Genomic DNA, 20,255 nt, shown 5'->3' with positions numbered 1-20,255 from the left:
TAATAATAAGTCATCAAAACGAATTAATATTGGGTAAGTTGTTGTAAGGTCTCAAATGGTTTGCCTGTGGCGATAATATCCATAATCGCTTGTGCATTTTGTTTGAGGTTTGGATAGCCAAATAAGGTCATCAACATGGCACTATTCATTGCCACTGCTTGTTGGTGTGCCAATTTGCCTTTGCCTTGTAAAAGTGCGGTCAGAATTTGGGCATTTTCGCTAGGCTTTCCGCCACGTAATGTTTCAAGTGGCTGTGGCTGAAAGCCAAAATCTTGTGGCGTAAGTGTATAACGTTCAATTTGTCCTGCTTTGATTTCAGCGACTTCGGTCACACCATGTAGTGCAATTTCATCTAAGCCTGAGCCATGTACCACTACGCTATGCTCATGTCCCAAACGGGCAACCGTTTCTGCATAAGGTTGAATTAAGTCAGATGAATACACACCAAGTAACTGCCGTTTGGGTTTGGCTGGATTGATCAAGGGACCTAAGATATTAAAAATAGTGCGTGTTTTAAGTGCTTGGCGGACAGGAATCGCATATTGAAACCCCAGATGATATTGCGGGGCAAAAAGAAAACATAAGCCAATTTCATCCAACGCTTGTCTGGCTTTGTGAGCTGATATATGGACATTCACCCCTAAGGCAGTTAACAGATCACTGGCGCCCGTTTGGCTCGAAACACTACGATTACCATGTTTTGCGACTTTTAGTCCATAACTGGCCGCTACAATTGCCGAAGCTGTAGAAATATTAATGGTATTGGCGCCATCTCCTCCCGTGCCGACAATATCAGCAAAAGGGTAGTCTGGAATGGGAAAGGATTCGGCATCAGCTTGTAATGCGGTGACGGCACCACTGATTTCTTCAGGGGTTTCACCGCGCAGTTTAAGGGCAATTAATGCGGCACTGAGTTGTGAGTTATCCAATTGTCCACGTACGATAGCGGTGAAAAGAAATTCGGTTTGTTGTTGGTTTAACGCTTTTTTTTCAAAGAGTTGATGAAGTAACTGCTCGGTTTGCATGTTTTTTCCTTTTAAATCCATTTTTATTTTGTAATTTAAAACTATTAAACTAGTACAAAATAATAATGTCAAGGGGTAAATTTTGCATCCAATAGAAAAATACGGTATATCTTGATCAAAATAGTATAAAAACAACGCAGACAAGGATGATTGCAGGAGGAAAACAAATGTCACTTAGTATTTTATCGCCTTTGCTTTATCTCTTCATTGGCATGTTTTTAGCGCATTTTCCTCTTAATATTAAAGGAAAAATCTCTATTTTTTTGACTAAATGTGTGATCCCAGCTGTCATTGTGTATAACATCGCCACCTATAAAAAAGGCTTCTTAGTTATTATGTTGGGAACCATGTTAATGCTCTTGATATTATTTCTGATTAGCCGTGTTTATCAAGAGAATCCCGTTAAACGCCTTTGTTTCTTTTATTTAAATATTGCTTGGTTCGGCTTACCTATTGGTAATGCTATTTGGGGCAGCGAAGCGGCGATGATTTTGATTAGTGTCTATATTGGGAGTTCACTGTTTTGCAATTCTGCTTGTGTTAGTTTGATGTCAAGCGGTACGACATGGAAAAAGCAACTAAGTCAACTCGCGACATCACCGCCCGTGCTGGCTTTAATGCTTGGTATTGTCGCTATGCCTGTGGGTGAATGGATAGAGCGTCAATGTGTTTTCCTATATGAAAGTTTAAAATTTACTATGACCTTTTTAGGGATGATGCTGTTGGGAATGTGGTTAGCAAGTACAAAACTCAAGCAAGCTGATTTTAAAGAAGCCATGGTCTTGTTTGTGTTTAGAATGCTCACGATTGCGTTATTGGTTTCGGTTTTTCTTCATCTCGCAGACTTTTATGAATTTGAGCTCATTATTCAAAATAAGCCTGTCTTTTATTTATTGAGTTTTCTGCCACCTGCCGCGAATTTGATTATTTTAGAAACCTATTATTTAAACACAGGCACATCGGCTAGCCGAATTGCCTGTGGAACTATTATCAGTCTGATGGCAATCAGTATTTATGTGACAGGGTTACTTATCTTTTCATCATCCACCTAAGTGTGCTCGAAGGTGTTCAGATTTCATGCGCCAACAGCCATTCAATAGACTGCGCTAATAACTGTGAACCTTGCACTGTTAAGATGCTTTCTGGATGAAATTGAAAGCTACAAATCGGCAAATGTTTATGTCGAATAGCCATGATAATATCATGGTAGGTTGCGTTGACAATAAATTCGTCAGATAAATCAACGCCCATTAAGGAGTGGTATCGTGCGACGGGCATTGGATTTGGTAAGTGTGCAAACATCATTTGCTGATCGTGTGTAATGTTTGACACTTTGCCATGTAAGACTTCGCCTGCATGGATTACTTTACCACCAAATGCTTCAACAATCGCTTGATGACCTAAACAAATGCCAATCATTCTAACCTTTTGTTTTAAACGCTGAATCAGGGGTAACATATTACCCGCTTGTTGCGGTGTACTCGGACCAGGTGAAAGCGCTAGAATCGTATTGGGGTGGGCAAGTGTAACCTGTTCTAATACATCGAGATCACAATCATTACGATAGATGTGGACTTGATGTCCTAAACAACGCAACTGATCCACTAAGTTATAGGTAAAGGAGTCAAAATTATCTAAAAATACAATCTTTGCCATACTGCTGTCCTTATGCTTGACGGGGTGTTTGGTGAGTTTGAACAATCGCGTTAATCACGGCTTGTGCTTTGTGTCGTGTTTCATCGGCTTCTTTTTGCGGATCTGAATCGAGCACTTCGCCACAACCGGCTTGGATGTAGGCAATACCTTGTTGCACAAAGGCGGAACGTATCACAATACACGTGTCTAAATCGCCATTCGAAGCGAGATACCCTACCGCACCGCCATAACTATGTCGTTTTTGTTGTTCAACTTGATAGAGCAGTTGAATTGCTTTAATTTTTGGAGCACCAGTGAGTGTCCCCATGTTCATGCAAGCTTGATAGGCGTGTAACGCATCTAATTCAGGTCGTAATTTGCCCACCACGTGAGAAACTAAGTGCATAATGTGAGAATAGCGATCTACTTGCATTAAATCCGCCACTTGGCGTGTCCCGGTTTCACAAACCCGTGCAATATCATTACGGGCTAAATCCACTAACATCAAATGTTCTGCGAGTTCTTTTTGATCTAAACGTAATTCCAGTTCCAAGCGAGCGTCCAATTCTGGATCAATCTGACCATTAGGATAAAAACCGCGCGGGCGTGAACCCGCAATCGGATAAATCTCGAGCTGACGGGTTTGCTGTGTATATTTCAATGCACTTTCTGGTGAGGCGCCAAAGAGAGTAAAGTCTTCATCTTGCATAAAGAACATATAAGGGCTCGGATTCGTGTGTTTCAGCTGTCGGTAACTTGCCAATGTATTTGGACAGGCTAACGAAAAGCGACGGGAAGGCACAATTTGAAATACATCACCTTGATAAAGATGTTGTTTTAATACCTGAATAATTTGTTTAAATTGCACATCATCAAGGTTCGTTGTCAGCGTAGTGTCCGCCGAAACGTAATGTAAGTGCGGTTCAATATTTGCAAATTTTTGTATTATCTGATCAGCTTGTTGCTGTAGCGCTGTTTGATATTGTGGCGCGAAACAGAAACTGTGTAGCTGAGCTTGTTGTAATTGATGATCGAGTGTCAATTGATGTTCCGCTAAGTAGAAACAATAGTCAGGGCAATCGAGCCCATCCTCTTGTAATTGGATGTTATCCATAGGGATAAACTGGGTCACTAAGTCATAAGCAAATAAGCCACCTAACAGAATGGGGACCTCACTATGTTGATAAAGTGAGAGCAGGGCACGTAGCGCATCAAAACAAGTTGAAGCATGTAATTTGTTGTCTTCATCAAGGTTTTTGTCAAGTTTTGGAAAGATAACTGAGAATTGACTCTCTGTGACTGCACTGATTTCATAGTGACATTGTAACTTCTCCATAAGTGCATGCAAAACAGCGACGCCATTTTGTGTTTTAGCACAGAAGGTCACACGTAATCCATGACAGGTAATTTTTAGTGCGGGTTGTATAACTAAGAGGCTTTTTAAACTGTTTTTACTGTGAATTTCAGCAGATTCGAGTAACAGCGTGTTGGTTTTATCCTGACAGAGTGCCGCAAAAACATGTGTTGGATCGGCGTAATAAGGTAATGATTGAGTTAAGGTATGAATAAAAGCGAATGACATAGTATATGTGTGTCCTTTTTTGTAATTTTGAACTATTAAACTAGTTTATTATTTTTGTGTCAAGGTGGAACATGATAAAAAATGGAATAAATAAAAACTTAGCACCGTGAAAATTGAGCTGTTTTATACCAAATTGAAACTCGTTAGAAAGGCGTGAATAAAATATTAGCGCTCAGAGGAGAGTAAGTTGCACTTTCACTTAAATTCGTTATGATTAACCATCATTTATTTTAAGGAGAAAAAACATGTGGTCTGATATTGCAACAGGATATGGGCTTTTTATTTTAGAAATCTTAACAATTTTATTGGTCATTGCAGGCATCGCTTTTATGATTGTGACATTAAAGCAACATAAAGCAAAAAGTACGGGCGAACTTGTGGTGGTGGATTTATCAGAGGAATACCAAGAAAACAGCAAAAGATTACGTGAGTTTAGTTTATCGGAAGAAACACGTAAGCAATTAGAGAAAACCCAAAAAAAAGCAGATAAAGAAAAAGCGAAACGTGAAAAAGAAAAGCGTAAAAAAGGTGAAGACATCGCAGACGAGCATAAACCGCGCCTTTATGTCTTACAGTTTAAAGGCGATATTGCGGCGTCAGCGACGAGCGCATTACGTGAAGAAGTGAGTACCATTATTGGAGTTGCCAAGCCAGAAGATGAGGTTTTAGTACGCTTAGAAAGTCCCGGTGGAATGGTACATGGTTATGGGTTAGCGGCGTCGCAGTTGCTACGTTTAAAACAGCATGGCATTAAATTAACGGTTGCGGTAGATAAAGTGGCAGCCAGTGGGGGATATATGATGGCTTGCGTGGCGGATACTATTGTTGCCGCGCCATTTGCGATTTTGGGATCAGTCGGTGTGGTTGCACAAATTCCTAACATTTATCGTTTGTTAAAAAAACATGATGTGGATGTCGATGTGATGACGGCGGGTGAATATAAACGCACGATGACTGTGTTAGGCGAAAATACAGAAAAAGGAAAACAGAAATTCCAGCAAGAATTAGAAGAAACGCATCAATTATTCAAACAATTTGTGACCCAAAACCGTCCGCAAGTCAATATTGAGGAAATTGCCACGGGGGAACACTGGTTTGGTCAACAAGCGTTAGGATTGCATTTAGTGGATGCAATTTCAACAAGTGATGATTTAATTTTAAACGCGATAAAAGAAAATAAAACCGTTTTATCCGTGAAATATCATGTAAAACAATCGTTCCTTCAAAAAGTCGGTAAACAGGCAGAAGAAAGTACAGATGCCTTTTTATTACGTTGGCTGAGACGAAATAACAGTACATTACTTTAGCTGAAGCAACTTTACAGTAGTTGACTAAAAGTTTCGAAATATTAAGTATTTGTTGATTTACTTTATGAACAATAGGGCTTACTATATTGAGCTGAATTTTAAGCAATTTTGGATATCACCAGTTGTTTAACGAAAAGTGAAGATAGACGAATTGTTTTTTATTGAGAGTCACTCTCTTCTGTTTTGTTGTTATTTTAGGGATGACGAATTTTAATAATAAAAGGGAACTAAGGTAAATATATGAAATTATCTCGCGTTTTATTAACAGTTGTTGCTGCGACGACATTGGCTGCCTGCGGTAATTTAAGTAAAGTTACTCCAGAAGGTACATCTGACAATTTAGTGTGGCCAAAAATTGATGAATCAGTCTTTAATCATGATGGTAGCCAATTTGGTTCTTGGCCAAACTGGGATAACGTACGCATGGTTGAGCGTGGTATGAATAAAGACCAACTTTATAATTTGTTAGGTCGTCCACACTTCTCTGAAGGCTTATACGGTGTGCGTGAATGGGACTATGTGTTTAACTATCGTGAGAATGGTGTACATAAAGTATGTCAATATAAAGTCTTATTTGACAAAAATATGAATGCACAAAGTTTCTTCTGGTATCCAAATGGCTGTAACGGTAGCTCTGCATTTAGTTTAAGTGGTGATTTCTTATTTGACTTCAATAAAGATTCATTAACAGCAAAAGGTAAAGAAGTTGTTGACAGCGTTGCAACACAATTAAAAGCCTCTGATGCAAAAGAAGTGAAAGTCGCAGGCTTTACTGACCGTTTAGGTTCAGAAGCGTATAACTTAAAACTTTCTCAACGTCGTGCAGATCGTGTTAAAGCGCGTTTAATTGAGCAAGGTGTTGCCGCAAATATCCATGCTGTAGGCTATGGTAAAGCACAACAAGTGAAAGCTTGTGATGATGTACAAGGTGCAGCATTAAGAGATTGTTTACGTCCTAACCGTCGTGTTGAAATTACCGCTTCTGGTACTGTGTTGAAACAAGGTTCACAAGGTATGGAAGCAGGGACAACAGGACCAGCACCACTTTATAGAAAATAATTTTTCTCAATGAAATAGAAGGGCGCTTTAACAGCGCCCTTTGAATTTTTGATTTATCTTGACAGAATATCGTGAATAAATTTTTTGGTTAACTCGACATAATGTTTATTAAAGCGATGACTAAAGTTAAGTAAATAATAGAGTTGATAAATGGCTTTACGCTCAGGATATCCTTCATCAATAGGATAAGTGCGGTCATAACTTTCATAGAATTGGCGTGGGAAAGGTTCAAAGAGCTCACTGAATGCCAAATCACATTCCCGGTCTCCCCAATAACAAGCTGGATCATAAGTAAAAATTTCTTGTTTCACCGTCGCACAGTTTTCAATCCATAAATTGCCATGTAATAACGCAGGTTGAGGCTTATGTTTCGCCAGTAATTCAGCAACTTTCTTCACTAACACCTCAATATCGCCAAACACTAAGTTTTTCTCACGGCAGATCTGCAATTGCCAGCCAATGCGTTGTTCGCTAAAAAAGGTGGCCCAATTTTCTTTCCAACCATTTGGTTGATATTCTGGTCCAAGCCAAGTGTCAAAATCCAATCCATAATTATCTGCGCCTTTTATAAGGTGCAGTTTTGCGAGTTGTTCACCAAATTTGCCCATGGCGTCAACCGGATTGGTTTTATCTAATGGCAGTGCTTCCAGTAGTAAGAAACTGTGTGTATGTGAACAGCCCACAGTGTAAACGTTAGGCACATTAATGGTATTGGTTTTGGCGAGAAGGAGGAGTTGATCGGCTTCTGCACGGAACATGGAACGGAAGGTTTTATCATTCACTTTGAGAAAAACAGGTTGGATACCATCATCAATAATCCATGCTTCATGCATCTCACCTGTATGGATTTTTTCTTTGTGTTTAATGGAATAGTAAGCCCCAAATTGATCCGCTAAGACTTGAGAAACATGTTTCCACATGGCATCCTCCTATGGTTGAGCACAGTCAGTTCTAGTGTAAAAGATTAGGAAAAAATTACTGTGATTGATGTCAAACTTCTTTTATTTTTAATTTAAAATTAAATGGGGTTATTAAAGGAAAAATAACGTTTTACTTCATATGCAGTTAAAGTGTGATCTATGTTGAAAAAATAGAAAACAGTTGTTGAACATTTGTTAATGTTATGTAATTTTTGCCAAGTTTATTTCCCCTCCCTCTCTTTAGGAGCCGATCTATGTTTGGATATAATGCCACCATCATTACATTTACCATTTATATTTTAGGTATGATTTTAATCGGTTTTATCGCTTATCGTTATACCAATAATTTGTCTGATTATATTTTAGGAGGGCGTCGTCTTGGCAGCTTTGTGACGGGACTCTCTGCAGGGGCGTCAGATATGTCAGGCTGGTTATTAATGGGGCTTCCCGGCGCTGTTTATGCCGCAGGTCTGGTTGAAGGTTGGATTGCCATTGGTCTAACGATTGGTGCTTACCTTAACTGGTTATTTGTGGCAGGACGTTTACGTGTTTATACAGAATTTAATCAAAATGCTTTAACCTTGCCAGAATATTTCCAACACCGTTTTCACGATCAGAGCAAAATATTAAAAATTGTTTCCGCAACCATTATTTTATTCTTTTTTGCCATTTATTGTGCTTCTGGTGTAGTCGCTGGGGCACGTTTATTTGAAAATCTGTTTGAAGTGCCTTATGCCACGGCGCTTTGGTATGGTGCCTTAGCGACAATCCTTTATACTTTTATTGGCGGTTTTTTAGCTGTCAGTTGGACCGATACCATTCAAGCGTCGTTAATGTTGTTTGCTTTATTCCTTACCCCTATTTTTGTGTTAATTCATCTTGGTGGTTTTGAAGCAACACATACCGTGATTGTCAATGCGGGTGTGGCTGCTCAGCGGGATTTTACTGATTTATTCACAGGAACTAGCTTTATTGGCTTATTAAGCTTATCCGCTTGGGGCTTAGGTTATTTTGGTCAACCACACATTTTAGCGCGTTTTATGAGTGCAAAAGATGCGAAATCATTAGTGAATGCGCGCCGTATTAGTATTATGTGGATGATTATCTGCTTATTTGGTGCGGTTGGTATTGGGTTCTTTGGTCAAGCTTATTTCTTTGCAAATCCACAGGTGGCAGACACCGTGAACGCGAACCACGAACAAGTTTTTATTGAATTAGCGAAATTGTTATTTAATCCTTGGATTGCAGGGATTTTGTTATCAGCCATTTTAGCCGCGGTAATGAGTACTTTAAGTTGCCAGTTATTGATTTGTTCAAGTGCGATTACAGAAGACTTTTATAAAGGCATGATTCGCCCAAATGCTTCACAAAAAGAATTGGTGTGGTTAGGGCGTATTATGGTCTTAGTCATTGCACTACTGGCTATTTATCTTGCACAAGATCCAAACAGTAAAGTATTGGGACTTGTGTCTTATGCGTGGGCAGGTTTTGGTTGTGCCTTTGGTCCTGTGGTGATTTTCTCTTTATTCTGGAAACGCATGAACATGGCGGGCGCGATGGCAGGCATGCTGACTGGTGCGTTAGTGGTAGTGTTCTGGAATGATGTGGTACCACAGAGCGGTATTTATGAAATGATCCCAGGCTTTATTTTAGCTGCCGTGGCGATTGTCGTTGTGTCGTTAATTACGCCAGCACCAAGCCAACAAACGGTTTCTAATTTTGAACAAGCAGAGTTAGCTTATCAACAGCAAAAATAATCGGTAAAAGAGCGGTATCTTCGGGTGCCGCTTTTTCTATGTTTAATTTGATTATGTGAGTGAGAAAGAAAGATGACATACCAATTACTTCCCAAATTAACTTCATTACGAGAACCATTAAGCCAACATTATCGTATTGACGAAACCACGTTAGTGCAAAAACTTCTCTCCGACGCAGAAATTCCTTCCGATCTCCAAACCAAAATTCAACAGCTAGCCAGAAAATTGGTCGAAAATGTACGCAACGCTCGCCAAAATGCAAGTGGGGTAGATGCCTTAATGCATGAGTTTTCATTATCGAGTCAAGAAGGTGTCGCCTTAATGTGCTTAGCTGAAGCATTATTACGTATTCCTGATAAAGCCACTGCAGATAAATTGATTCGCGATAAAATTTCAAAAGGGAACTGGCGTTCGCATATCGGACAGAGTCCGTCTATGTTTGTGAATGCCGCCGCTTGGGGTTTATTGATTACCGGTACATTAGTTTCGACACACAGTGAACAACAGCTTTCATCCAGTTTAACCAAATTGATTGCGAAAGGCGGAGAACCATTGATTCGTAAAGGTGTGGAAGTGGCAATGCGCTTATTAGGTAAACAATTTGTCACTGGGGAAACGATCGAACAAGCGATTAAAAACGGTGAAAAACGTTTCCAACAAGGTTTTCGTTATAGCTATGATATGTTGGGCGAAGCTGCCTTAACGGAAGAAGATGCCGCACGTTATTATCAAGACTATGTGGATTCCATTCATGCGGTGGGGCAACGTTCTTCTGGGCTTGGCGTTTATGCCGCCTCTGGTGTCTCGATCAAACTCTCTGCTATTCATCCTCGTTATAGCCTATCACAACACCAACGTGTGATAGACGAACTGTATCCCAAGGTCAAACAACTCTTTTTATTAGCGAAGCAATATGACATTGGTCTGAATATTGATGCTGAAGAAGCGGACAGATTAGATATTTCTTTGGATTTGGTTGATCGTTTATTAGCTGATCCTGATTTAGCACATTTTAACGGTATCGGTTTGGTGGTACAGGCATACCAAAAACGTTGTACTTTTGTCATTGATTATTTAATTGAACAAGCCCGCAAACATCAACATAAAATTATGGTACGTTTAGTGAAAGGGGCTTATTGGGACAGCGAAATTAAACGTGCGCAAACCGATGGTGCCGAAGGTTACCCTGTCTTTACGCGTAAAGTGCATACAGACGTGTCTTACATTGCTTGTGCGAAAAAATTATTAGCGGCACAAGATGTGATTTATCCACAATTTGCCACCCATAACGCGCAATCTTTGGCGACGGTCTATCATTTAGCACAAGGTAAACACTTTGAATTCCAATGCTTACACGGCATGGGCGAAACCTTATATGATCAAGTGGTGGGAAAACACAATTTGAATGTGCAATGCCGTATTTATGCGCCTGTCGGTTCATATAAAACCCTGTTGGCTTATTTAGTGCGCCGCTTATTAGAAAATGGGGCAAATAGCTCGTTTGTGAATCACATTGTCGATGACTCAATCCCCGTAGAAGCCTTAATCCTTTATCCGGTGCAAAAAGCGAAAGAAACCGAAGGGACAATGCACCCTAAAACACCACTGCCTCGCGATCTCTTTGCTGGAAAGCGTGTAAATTCTAAAGGTTACGATTTAACCGATGCGTTGCAATTACAACAGTTACAAAATGCATTAACTGAACTGAGTCAAAATGAATATGAAGCCTATCCTTTATTAGAAAATACCACTGCACCAACCGGTAAACCGCGTCTTGTATTTAACCCTGCAAAACGTGCAATGCTAGTTGGTAAAGTGATTGACGCCAGAGAAGAAGATGTCGAACAGGCATTTGAAAATGCGCTTCGTCATAAAGACAACTGGGCAAATACACCGGTAGAACAAAGAGCGGTCATTTTAGAAAAAATGGCAGATTTAATGGAACAACACATGCCGCAGTTATTTGATTTAGCGGTACGTGAAGCCGGCAAAACCTTAAATAACGCCATTGCCGAAGTGCGTGAGGCGGTGGATTTCTGTCGTTATTATGCACAAGAAGCACGTAAGCTCGGCAATGAGAATCCGCCACGTGGTATTGTGGTGGCAATTAGCCCTTGGAATTTCCCTTTAGCCATTTTTATTGGCGAAGTTTGTGCTGCCTTAGTCACAGGTAATGTGGTGATTGCCAAACCAGCAGAACAAACCTCATTAATGGCGCATTTTGCGGTGAAGTTGTTTCAACAAGCGGGCTTACCGATTGGTGTGTTGCAATGTTTATGTGGTGCAGGAAAAGTGATTGGTGAAAAACTCGTGTCTGATCCACGCGTGGACGGTGTAATTTTTACGGGGTCAACGGATACCGCAAAACGCATTAATCAAAATTTAGCAAAACACAACAAACTTATTCCATTCATTGCAGAGACGGGCGGACAAAATGCAATGATTGTGGACAGTTCAGCCTTAGCAGAACAAGTCGTGCTTGATGTACTCAATTCCGCGTTTGACTCAGCAGGGCAACGTTGTTCTGCATTACGTGTGCTTTATGTGCAACACGATGTCACACCGCATATTTTAACTATGTTAAAAGGGGCGATGGCGGAGTTAAAAGTCGGCAATCCACAGCATTTAACCACCGATGTGGGACCCGTGATTGATGAAATGGCACAAAAACGCTTATTACAACATATTGAAACCATGCGAACAGTGGCAAAAGATTGCTATCAAGTGCCAGTTGAGCCAGAAATGCAACAACAGGGAATTTTTGTCCCACCAACGTTATTTGAACTCGAAAATCTTCATCATTTGAAACACGAAGTGTTTGGTCCCGTGTTACATGTGGTTCGTTTCCATGCCTCAGAATTTAATCAAGTTATTGCGCAAATCAATTCTACCGGCTTTGGCTTAACCAGTGGCATACACAGTCGTATTGATGAAAGCATTAATCACTGGCTTGAACAGGTTCACGCGGGGAATCTGTACGTGAATCGTAATACTGTCGGTGCAGTCGTGGGGGTACAAGCCTTTGGTGGAAGAGGTTTATCTGGAACAGGACCGAAAGCGGGAGGACCGTTCTATTTGCAACGTTTAGTCCATGCAAAACATTGGGCATTAACGCCATTGCATTACAATACGCCGCGTGATTTATCTGATTTAGCGGCAAAAGTGCGGTCAATTTTCACTAAATCTGAACAAGCTCCTTTACTCTCGCTTATTGATCAAGTTGCACAATGTTCGCCACTAAATACGACCTTTAGAATGCAAGGGATTACTGGGGAAGAGAATTATCTTACCTTTACACCACGTTCGTTGATTGCTATTGGGAATGGACCATTAGCACAACAAATGCAAGCGTTGATTGCCGTCGCTGCAGTGGGCGCAACTGCCGTAATCAGTAAATATTCTCAGCTTGCGGCTTATGAAAAACGCTTAGCGGATTATCTGTTTGTTGCTGAAGTGGAAGAATGCGAGGAAATCAGCCAGTTGATTGTTCTCGATCCGATAACGGCTAAGCAAAAAGCCCAATATGCCGACCGTCCAGGCGCGATCTTGACCTATGTGGAGCAGCTAGATTTAGCGTTGTCCTTGTTCCCATTACTGCATGAACAAGCGATCAGCATTAACACCACAGCAGCAGGAGGTAATGCAAGTTTAATGGCAGAAATGGATTAATCAAGACGGCTTTTATTGTGCAAAAAGTGGGTGCGATGCCCACTTTTTTATTGTATATATAGCTCACTGGTTGAAGACGAAAGGAAATAAGAAAATGATCAAAGCGATAGTCTATTTGTTGGGTTTAAGTGTTTGTTTGCCCCTGTCGGTTGAGGCTAATGTTACGACAGAAAAACAGCGCTTATTGGATGAATTACAGTCTTCCATTCAGTATATGCAAGGTATTGCGACGCGTGGCACACGAGAACCCATTGTATTTGAAGCGCTGAAACCGCATCAGGCTTTTGATCCCAAACAGGCAGAACATTTTATTGCCTTGCCTGCACAAACAGAACATGCTGTGCCAACTTTACAGACATTTTTTACGAAAAGTGCCGTGCAACAGCGCTATCAAGCGCCTTATCATTTCTTTAATATTGCGAAACAGGAGGATCAACTCGCGACCTTATTAGGTGTTGATCAAGTCTATTTAGGCAAAAATAGGGCATTTCAACCGAATTTTATCCCCACTGTAACACAAGATATCAAGGGGAATGTCGAACATCAGATTGCGTATTTGTCTGTGCCCAAAATCGTGGCAGAACGTGAGCTTGATGGGGAGGTTCCGATCCACCATTTATCTGATATTGAACACGCCGTGTACGCCACTCAAACTGAACCTTATACACAAGTGGCGATTGAAAGCGAGGAACCGCTTAAACGGGTTTCTTTTAACATTGAACTGGCATTACCGCGTTTTACCACACAGCAAATAACACATTTTCCTTATGCAATAGACACTGCTTGGGGAAAAATTGAGTTTTTACAAGTGATTGGTAATGCGTTGGTTTATCGTGTGCCAGCTAACATCGCCGACAAAATGATGGTGTATGCCCTTTATCAAGATGGACGTGCATTAGCCCCGATTGAAACACTACGTCATCCGTTACTGACTGAGGCAGAAAAAACGTATCATCATCAATTAGCGAACTTATTTACTGAAGTACATCGCTTAGTCAAGCTGGACAAAATCAAAACGGAGGCAGAAATTCGCCAATTTTTCCAATCTCGCCAACCGTTCCCGCCAGATGTCGATGAAAAACAACAGAGACTGCACATAACGAGTTATTACACTGGGGATATTGCCAACGTTGTTCTCTATCTGCCTGCACCCGCAGAAAAACACCAATTTCGTTTAGACTATTCTGTACCTCAGGTATTGGGGGAAGAAAGACAATGAAAAAGAGAATACTTGATTAAAAATGCTATAAAAAACACCGCACTTTATCACTAAAGTGCGGTTGTTTTTTGCTAGATTTTGTTAATCTGCTAACTTGGTGCCGTAGAAGTAGCTATAACCAAATGGGCTTTGTTTATAGTCTTTAACACGCAGACTTAATGCGGTATTGGTGATGGAGTGGGCGACAGTGATCCACGGGGCTTGTTCTTTCGCGATCACTTGCGCTTGTTTGTATAGCTCAGCGCGTTCCGCTTGGTTAGATAAGCTGATTGCTTTGCTTAATAATGCGTCAAACTCTGCATTACTCCAACGGGCATAGTTACTGTTACCGATGTTTTCGGTGCCTAATAACGGGGATAAGAAGTTATCCGGATCGCCATTATCGCCTGACCAACCGTACGTCCCCGCAGTGAGTTCACCTGCTTTGGTGCGTTTAATGTAATCACCCCATTCATAACTGACCAATTTAGCTTTCACGCCCGCTTTTGCCCAGTCATTTTGAATCACTTCAGCCATACGACGTGGGTTCGGGTTTGAGGCACGCACCACCGGTTGCACCCAAATTTCGGTTTCAAATCCGTTTGGATAACCGGCTTCGGCTAAGAGTTGTTTGGCTTTTTCAATATCAAATGGGTAGTCCTGTACATCATCGTTATAGCTCCAAATCGTTGGTGGTAGGACATTTTTCGCCATCACACCAGCGCCTTGGTACACCACATCAATGATGGCTTTTTTATCGGTAGCATAGTTTAAAGCTTGGCGCACTTTCACATTATCAAACGGCGCTTTTTCGGTATTAAACGCAATATAGGCAATGTTTAAGCCTTCTTTTGACATCAACTGAATTTTCGGATCGGCTTTCATTTTGGCTAAATCGGCGATATTCGGGAAGTCGATCATATCACACGCACCAGATTGTAATTTGGCATAACGTGTCCCCGCATCAGGCACGATATCAAAAATCAAGCGATCAATTTCGGCTTTCGGTTGCCAATAATCAGGGTTCGCGAGGAAACGGATTTTTTGTTCTAACTGATAACCTGCAAAAATAAAGGGACCCGTACCAATTGGTGTGGTATCCACTTTTTCTGGCGTGCCTGCTTTCATCATTTTATCGGCATATTCCGCAGAATAAATCGAGATGAAGTCCATACCTAAGCTCGCTAAGAAAGTCGCATCGGGCTTGGTTAAGGTGATTTTCACTGTGTAATCATCCACTTTTTCTACTGCTTGCAACAATTTTGGAAACTTCATCGCATTGAAATACGGATAAGTGCCTTTCGATACCTCGTGATAAGGATGGGTTTTGTCCAACTGACGTTGGAAAGAGAAAATCACGTCATCGGCGTTAAATTCACGGCTCGGCTGATAGTCTTTGGTTTTGTGGAATTTCACGCCTTTACGTAAATAAAAAGTGTACGTCAATCCGTCATCGCTAATTTGCCAACTTTCTGCCAACGCAGGTTCGATATCAGTCGATCCTCGTTTAAATTCAATCAAGCGATTGTACACTTGTTGAGAACTGGCATTATACGAAATACCTTCCATGACGAGGGCAGGGCTAAAGCTACTTGGTGCACGGCTGACGCAGTTAATAAAGGTTTTATTACTGGCTTGTGCACTGTTAAAAATCATCAATCCTGCGGCAATGAATGAGAGTTTGGTTGTCAACTTCATACAGTCTCCTTTTAAGTAAATACATCATTTCCCTGTATACTAAGCGAAATTGCTAGGATAACCCAAAGAATTTGCTGTTTTAATTTATAACAGATTGCTATAAAAATGGCTATTTTTTGTTTGTCATTTAAGCGCTGTGATCTAATAACCTTTTGTGGATTGAGGCTTTTGAGCAAAAATCCAAATCGCCAAACAAAATCAAATATGATACAATTTTCGACCGCACTTTTGCCTTATTCAGAGTAGGAATGAGTCTAAAGTGCGGTTTATTTTTGAAAAATTTTAGCAAAAACAAGTAACCTCTCGTATGGGTTACCACTGTAAAGGAAAACTTATGCCAATTATTACTTTGCCTGACGGTTCACAGCGTCAGTTTGAACAACCTATTTCTGTGATGGATGTTGCTGCCAGTATTGGTGCGGGTCTAGCGAAGGCTTGTATTGCAGGTCGTGTTAATGGCGAGCGGAAAGATGCTTGCGATCTGATTACTGAAGACAGCAAACTAGAGATTATTACCGCAAAAGAGGAAGATGGTTTAGAAATTATTCGTCACTCTTGTGCGCACTTATTAGGTCATGCCATTAAACAGCTATTCCCAAATGTAAAAATGGCGATTGGTCCAACTATCGACAAGGGTTTTTATTATGACGTGGATCTTGATCGCTCTTTAACCCAAGAGGATTTAGATGCACTCGAAAAACGTATGCTTGAACTGGCAAAAACCAACTATGATGTAGTGAAAAAAGTGGTCAGCTGGCAAGAAGCGCGTGATACCTTTGAAGCGCGTGGCGAGCCATATAAGATGGCAATTTTAGATGAAAACATCGATCGTTGTGATACGCCAGCACTTTATCATCACGAAGAATACATTGATATGTGTCGTGGTCCACACGTACCTAATATGCGTTTTTGCCATCACTTTAAATTAATGAAAGTTGCTGGTGCATACTGGCGTGGTGACAGCAAAAATAAAATGTTACAACGTATCTACGGTACCGCGTGGGCAGATAAAAAACAATTAAGCGAATACTTAACCCGTTTAGAAGAAGCGGCAAAACGTGACCACCGTAAAATTGGTAAAGCGTTAGATTTATATCATATGCAAGAAGAAGCACCGGGTATGGTGTTCTGGCACAATGACGGTTGGACAATTTTCCGTGAACTTGAAACCTTCGTGCGTACTAAATTAAAAGAATACGATTACCAAGAAGTAAAAGGGCCATTTATGATGGATCGCGTATTATGGGAAAAAACAGGGCACTGGCAAAACTACGGTGATTTGATGTTCACCACCCAATCAGAAAACCGTGAATATGCGATTAAACCGATGAACTGTCCGGGACACGTGCAAATCTTTAATCAAGGTTTAAAATCCTATCGCGATCTACCAATTCGTATGGCGGAATTTGGTTCATGCCACCGTAACGAACCGTCAGGTTCATTGCACGGCTTAATGCGTGTACGTGGCTTCACCCAAGATGATGCGCATATTTTCTGTACGGAAGATCAAATTGAAAGTGAAGTAACTGCGTGTATCAAAATGGTTTACGACATTTACAGCACATTCGGTTTTGAAAACATTCAAGTGAAACTGTCAACCCGTCCAGAAAAACGTATTGGGGCCGATGAAATGTGGGACAGAGCCGAAGCCGGTCTTGCTGCTGCACTGTCGCACAATGGTCTTGAATATGAAATTCAAGAAGGTGAAGGGGCATTCTATGGTCCGAAAATCGAATTTGCTTTACGTGACTGTTTAGATCGTGAATGGCAGTGCGGGACAATTCAGTTAGACTTCGCCTTACCGGGTCGCCTCAATGCGTCTTATGTGGCAGAAGATAATGATCGTCGTACACCCGTGATGATTCACCGTGCGATTTTAGGCTCGATTGAGCGTTTCATCGGAATTATCACCGAAGAATACGCCGGTTTCTTCCCCGCATGGTTAGCGCCAACACAAGCGATCGTGATGAACATCACGGATTCACAATCTGACTATGTGCAAAAAGTGGTGAAAACGTTATCTGATGCGGGTTTACGTGTGAAATCAGATTTACGTAATGAAAAAATCGGTTTCAAAATTCGTGAACACACCTTACGTCGCGTGCCATACATGTTAGTTTGTGGCGATAAAGAAATCGAAGCCGGTAAAGTGGCGGTGCGTACCCGTAAAGGTGCCGACCTCGGTACATTCACCATTGAAGCATTTTTAGATATCCTGAAAAAACAAGTACGTTCTCGCGAACTGAAATTACTTGGTGAAGAGTAGTTTTTCGCTTTCTTTAAGAAAACAACAAAGTGCGGTCATATTTGACCGCATTTTTTATGCGGAGAGAATAGCTGAGTAGAGAAATAAATGTTTAAAGAGAGGAAATTTTAAACATGTTTTATTGAGCTGTTTATCGTATCAACAGATTTCCTTATCAAGTCGAAACCATTCATCTTAAATTAATGGCATGCTTAGTGGTGCGTACATCAATAAATCAAAATCATAAAAAAGCGAGGACGCCTGAGGCGTCCTGGGTAGAGAAGTGAAAATTTTTGTTAAAACACGCGCACTTTGAAAAGCTTTGGGGTTATTTAAGCAAATGCGCAATCAACATATAAGCCGCAATCGCTAATAGAATCAGTCCAAGCATTTTTCTGGCAACATCGGGGTGCAAAAGTCCACGGATTTTCATTGAAATAAAGCTAGTAACAAATGAGCTTAATACGACAATCGTGACAACAGAAAAATTCACATAGCCAATTTGCCAACCATAATCAAGGTGAAAAGGCGGGGTTTTGGATAAATAGCCATACAAGCTACCTAAACCACCGATCACCATCATGTAGTTAGTATAAGGTGCGATTTGATGAGGTTTGACACTATTAAGTTGACCGATTAGTGGCGCCATAATCGACCCTCCACCAATGCCGGTCATCCCTGCCACACCGCCGCCAAATAAACACAATCCCGCGCCTTTTAAATTTTCATGCCGTTCTGCTTGATCAGTTTTGACGATTTTAGAATGAAAAATTGTTCGTATTGCTAAGATCGTTAATACACTAATAAAGACAATCACAATCAGCGTATCGGGTAAATAAAAACTGGCTTCAAAACCTAACTGAACACCAATAATCATCCCAACAGACCAAAGCAACATGGCTTTAAAATTAATCTGAATTTTCTGTTTATAAAAATAAATAAGGTTAATGAGAGAAGAACCAATCACGATAGTAAGCGATGTCGCTGCCACCATTTGTAAGGGGAAATCGGGAAAGAGGGTATATAAAATTGGCACCATCAATACACCACCACCAATGCCAAAAATAGCAGACATGAAATTGGTGAGCATGCCACATAACATGAGAATTAAAATTAGCTGTAAACTCATACAAAACCTCACTTTTTTTGCTATTATGCATGACTTCAAAAAATAGGCTTATGATCAAGCTCATATTCTGAAAAAAATTTCATGTTTGTTAAAAATTTGTGATCTAATTCACCATAAGCTATGATGAAAGTCATAACGCTTTATTTTTCGCTGTATTATGCTAGTAAAGTAATGTCAAAACTGGCGATGATTGTTGGATGATATGAAGACTATGCAATCAAACTAGTTAATATAAAAATAAAAAGACTGCACAATAACGTTGCGAGAAAAAATCACCTCTTAAATATGTATAAGAAGGATGCTATGGAGACTTTGCCAATTTTGCCGAGTAATTTACAACATTGTCAGTTGACATATTTACATCAATTAGCGAAAGGAATGACAGTTTATCAACAAGGAGAAGTGGCACAAGAGTTTTATTTTGTGAAATCAGGTTTGGTTGGTTTATATCATACACTCGATAATGGAAAAGAAAGTTTGGTGAGATTATATCGTCAAGGTGATTATTTCGGTTTCCGAACATTATTTGGATTAGGAGATAGCCGTTATCATTGTAGTGCAAAAATTTTAATTGAAGCAGAAGTGATTAGAATCAAACCTGAAAATATTGATCTGTTTTTTTTACATAATTTACAACTCAGTAAAATATTATTACAAACGCTTGCTAATGAATTACGGGATGCAGAACAACGGCTTGCCAAGAGTGCGTATTTACGCACGCTTGATCGCGTCATTGATAGCATGTGTTTTCTCACCAGTAATTTTCCCTATTATAACTGGACATATCGTGAGATTGCGGAATATGCCGGCTGTGAAACAGAAACAGCAATTCGGATTGCAAAAGAATTAAGACAAAATGGTTTATTTACCGAATTATTACCGCATCATAAAGGGAAATAAGGGGCTTAGTTGTAATACAATTTCGTATTGAGCAAATTATGAGAATTCTCATTCAATAGGAAAATCGCAGTAGGGTTGTTGCATAAATACTTAAAATACAGTAGAATTTCGTTCGTTTTTGTTCTTTTGGA

At 40.4% G+C, this 20,255-nt stretch carries 14 protein-coding genes; 8 read left to right on the top strand and 6 right to left on the bottom strand.

Features of this window, described 5'->3' with window-relative positions:
* Nucleotides 1–23: 23 nt before the first annotated feature.
* Entirely contained in the window at nucleotides 24–1,025 is a 1,002-nt protein-coding gene (gene trpD, locus KPF51_RS04650) for an anthranilate phosphoribosyltransferase (RefSeq protein WP_005726411.1), read from the bottom strand.
* A 167-nt stretch (nucleotides 1,026–1,192) separates the two neighbouring features.
* Here trpD and KPF51_RS04645 point away from each other — a divergent pair, with 167 nt between their 5' ends.
* Complete coding sequence (locus tag KPF51_RS04645) at nucleotides 1,193–2,077, top strand: AEC family transporter (RefSeq protein ID WP_005726412.1); 885 nt, start codon at nucleotides 1,193–1,195, stop codon at nucleotides 2,075–2,077.
* 16 nt (nucleotides 2,078–2,093) lie between these two features.
* Here the strand turns inward: KPF51_RS04645 and KPF51_RS04640 are convergent, their stop codons facing one another.
* A complete protein-coding gene (locus tag KPF51_RS04640) occupies nucleotides 2,094–2,681 on the bottom strand; it encodes an aminodeoxychorismate/anthranilate synthase component II (RefSeq protein ID WP_005722092.1) in 588 nt (195 codons plus the stop codon).
* A 10-nt stretch (nucleotides 2,682–2,691) separates the two neighbouring features.
* Nucleotides 2,692–4,242 (bottom strand): anthranilate synthase component 1, encoded by a 1,551-nt coding sequence (locus KPF51_RS04635; RefSeq protein ID WP_005726413.1) that lies wholly within the window; start codon nucleotides 4,240–4,242, stop codon nucleotides 2,692–2,694.
* Nucleotides 4,243–4,487: 245 nt separating this feature from the next.
* On the opposite strand from KPF51_RS04635, the gene sohB reads away from it, so the two are divergent.
* Nucleotides 4,488–5,549 (top strand): protease SohB, encoded by a 1,062-nt coding sequence (sohB, locus tag KPF51_RS04630; protein WP_064972558.1) that lies wholly within the window; start codon nucleotides 4,488–4,490, stop codon nucleotides 5,547–5,549.
* 240 nt (nucleotides 5,550–5,789) lie between these two features.
* Nucleotides 5,790–6,608, top strand: a complete 819-nt coding sequence (locus KPF51_RS04625) for an OmpA family protein (protein ID WP_005726415.1) — start codon at nucleotides 5,790–5,792, stop codon at nucleotides 6,606–6,608.
* A 53-nt stretch (nucleotides 6,609–6,661) separates the two neighbouring features.
* Here KPF51_RS04625 and KPF51_RS04620 read toward each other — a convergent pair whose 3' ends face one another.
* Complete coding sequence (locus KPF51_RS04620) at nucleotides 6,662–7,528, bottom strand: fructosamine kinase family protein (RefSeq protein ID WP_005726416.1); 867 nt, start codon at nucleotides 7,526–7,528, stop codon at nucleotides 6,662–6,664.
* Nucleotides 7,529–7,782: 254 nt separating this feature from the next.
* Between KPF51_RS04620 and putP the strand changes: the two genes are divergently transcribed.
* The 3 genes from putP to KPF51_RS04605 all read left to right on the top strand — a co-directional run bounded on the left by putP (nucleotide 7,783) and on the right by KPF51_RS04605 (nucleotide 14,173).
* Nucleotides 7,783–9,285 (top strand): sodium/proline symporter PutP, encoded by a 1,503-nt coding sequence (gene putP / locus KPF51_RS04615; protein WP_005751445.1) that lies wholly within the window; start codon nucleotides 7,783–7,785, stop codon nucleotides 9,283–9,285.
* Nucleotides 9,286–9,357: 72 nt separating this feature from the next.
* Nucleotides 9,358–12,954: a bifunctional proline dehydrogenase/L-glutamate gamma-semialdehyde dehydrogenase PutA gene (gene putA / locus KPF51_RS04610; protein ID WP_061406056.1), complete on the top strand. Its 3,597-nt coding sequence runs from the start codon at nucleotides 9,358–9,360 to the stop codon at nucleotides 12,952–12,954.
* 94 nt (nucleotides 12,955–13,048) lie between these two features.
* Entirely contained in the window at nucleotides 13,049–14,173 is a 1,125-nt protein-coding gene (locus KPF51_RS04605) for a hypothetical protein (protein WP_061406057.1), read from the top strand.
* Between the two features lie 81 nt (nucleotides 14,174–14,254).
* Here the strand turns inward: KPF51_RS04605 and KPF51_RS04600 are convergent, their stop codons facing one another.
* Nucleotides 14,255–15,850 carry an ABC transporter substrate-binding protein gene (locus tag KPF51_RS04600; RefSeq protein ID WP_005726428.1) on the bottom strand — a complete coding sequence of 532 codons (1,596 nt, stop codon included), beginning with the start codon at nucleotides 15,848–15,850 and terminating at the stop codon, nucleotides 14,255–14,257.
* Nucleotides 15,851–16,184: 334 nt separating this feature from the next.
* On the opposite strand from KPF51_RS04600, the gene thrS reads away from it, so the two are divergent.
* Nucleotides 16,185–18,116 (top strand): threonine--tRNA ligase, encoded by a 1,932-nt coding sequence (gene thrS / locus KPF51_RS04595; RefSeq protein ID WP_061406058.1) that lies wholly within the window; start codon nucleotides 16,185–16,187, stop codon nucleotides 18,114–18,116.
* A gap of 307 nt (nucleotides 18,117–18,423) precedes the next feature.
* Here thrS and KPF51_RS04590 read toward each other — a convergent pair whose 3' ends face one another.
* Nucleotides 18,424–19,224 (bottom strand): sulfite exporter TauE/SafE family protein, encoded by an 801-nt coding sequence (locus tag KPF51_RS04590; protein WP_061406059.1) that lies wholly within the window; start codon nucleotides 19,222–19,224, stop codon nucleotides 18,424–18,426.
* 303 nt (nucleotides 19,225–19,527) lie between these two features.
* On the opposite strand from KPF51_RS04590, the gene KPF51_RS04585 reads away from it, so the two are divergent.
* The gene (locus tag KPF51_RS04585) at nucleotides 19,528–20,124 is read left to right on the top strand and encodes a Crp/Fnr family transcriptional regulator (RefSeq protein WP_046333192.1); all 597 of its coding nucleotides are present in this window, start codon (nucleotides 19,528–19,530) and stop codon (nucleotides 20,122–20,124) included.
* The last annotated feature ends 131 nt before the right edge of the window (nucleotides 20,125–20,255 follow it).

It is taken from the genome of Pasteurella sp. XG20, from assembly GCF_018968665.1.
Taxonomy (GTDB): Bacteria; Pseudomonadota; Gammaproteobacteria; order Enterobacterales; family Pasteurellaceae; genus Pasteurella; species Pasteurella multocida.
This window is presented reverse-complemented; position numbering and strand designations above follow the sequence as displayed.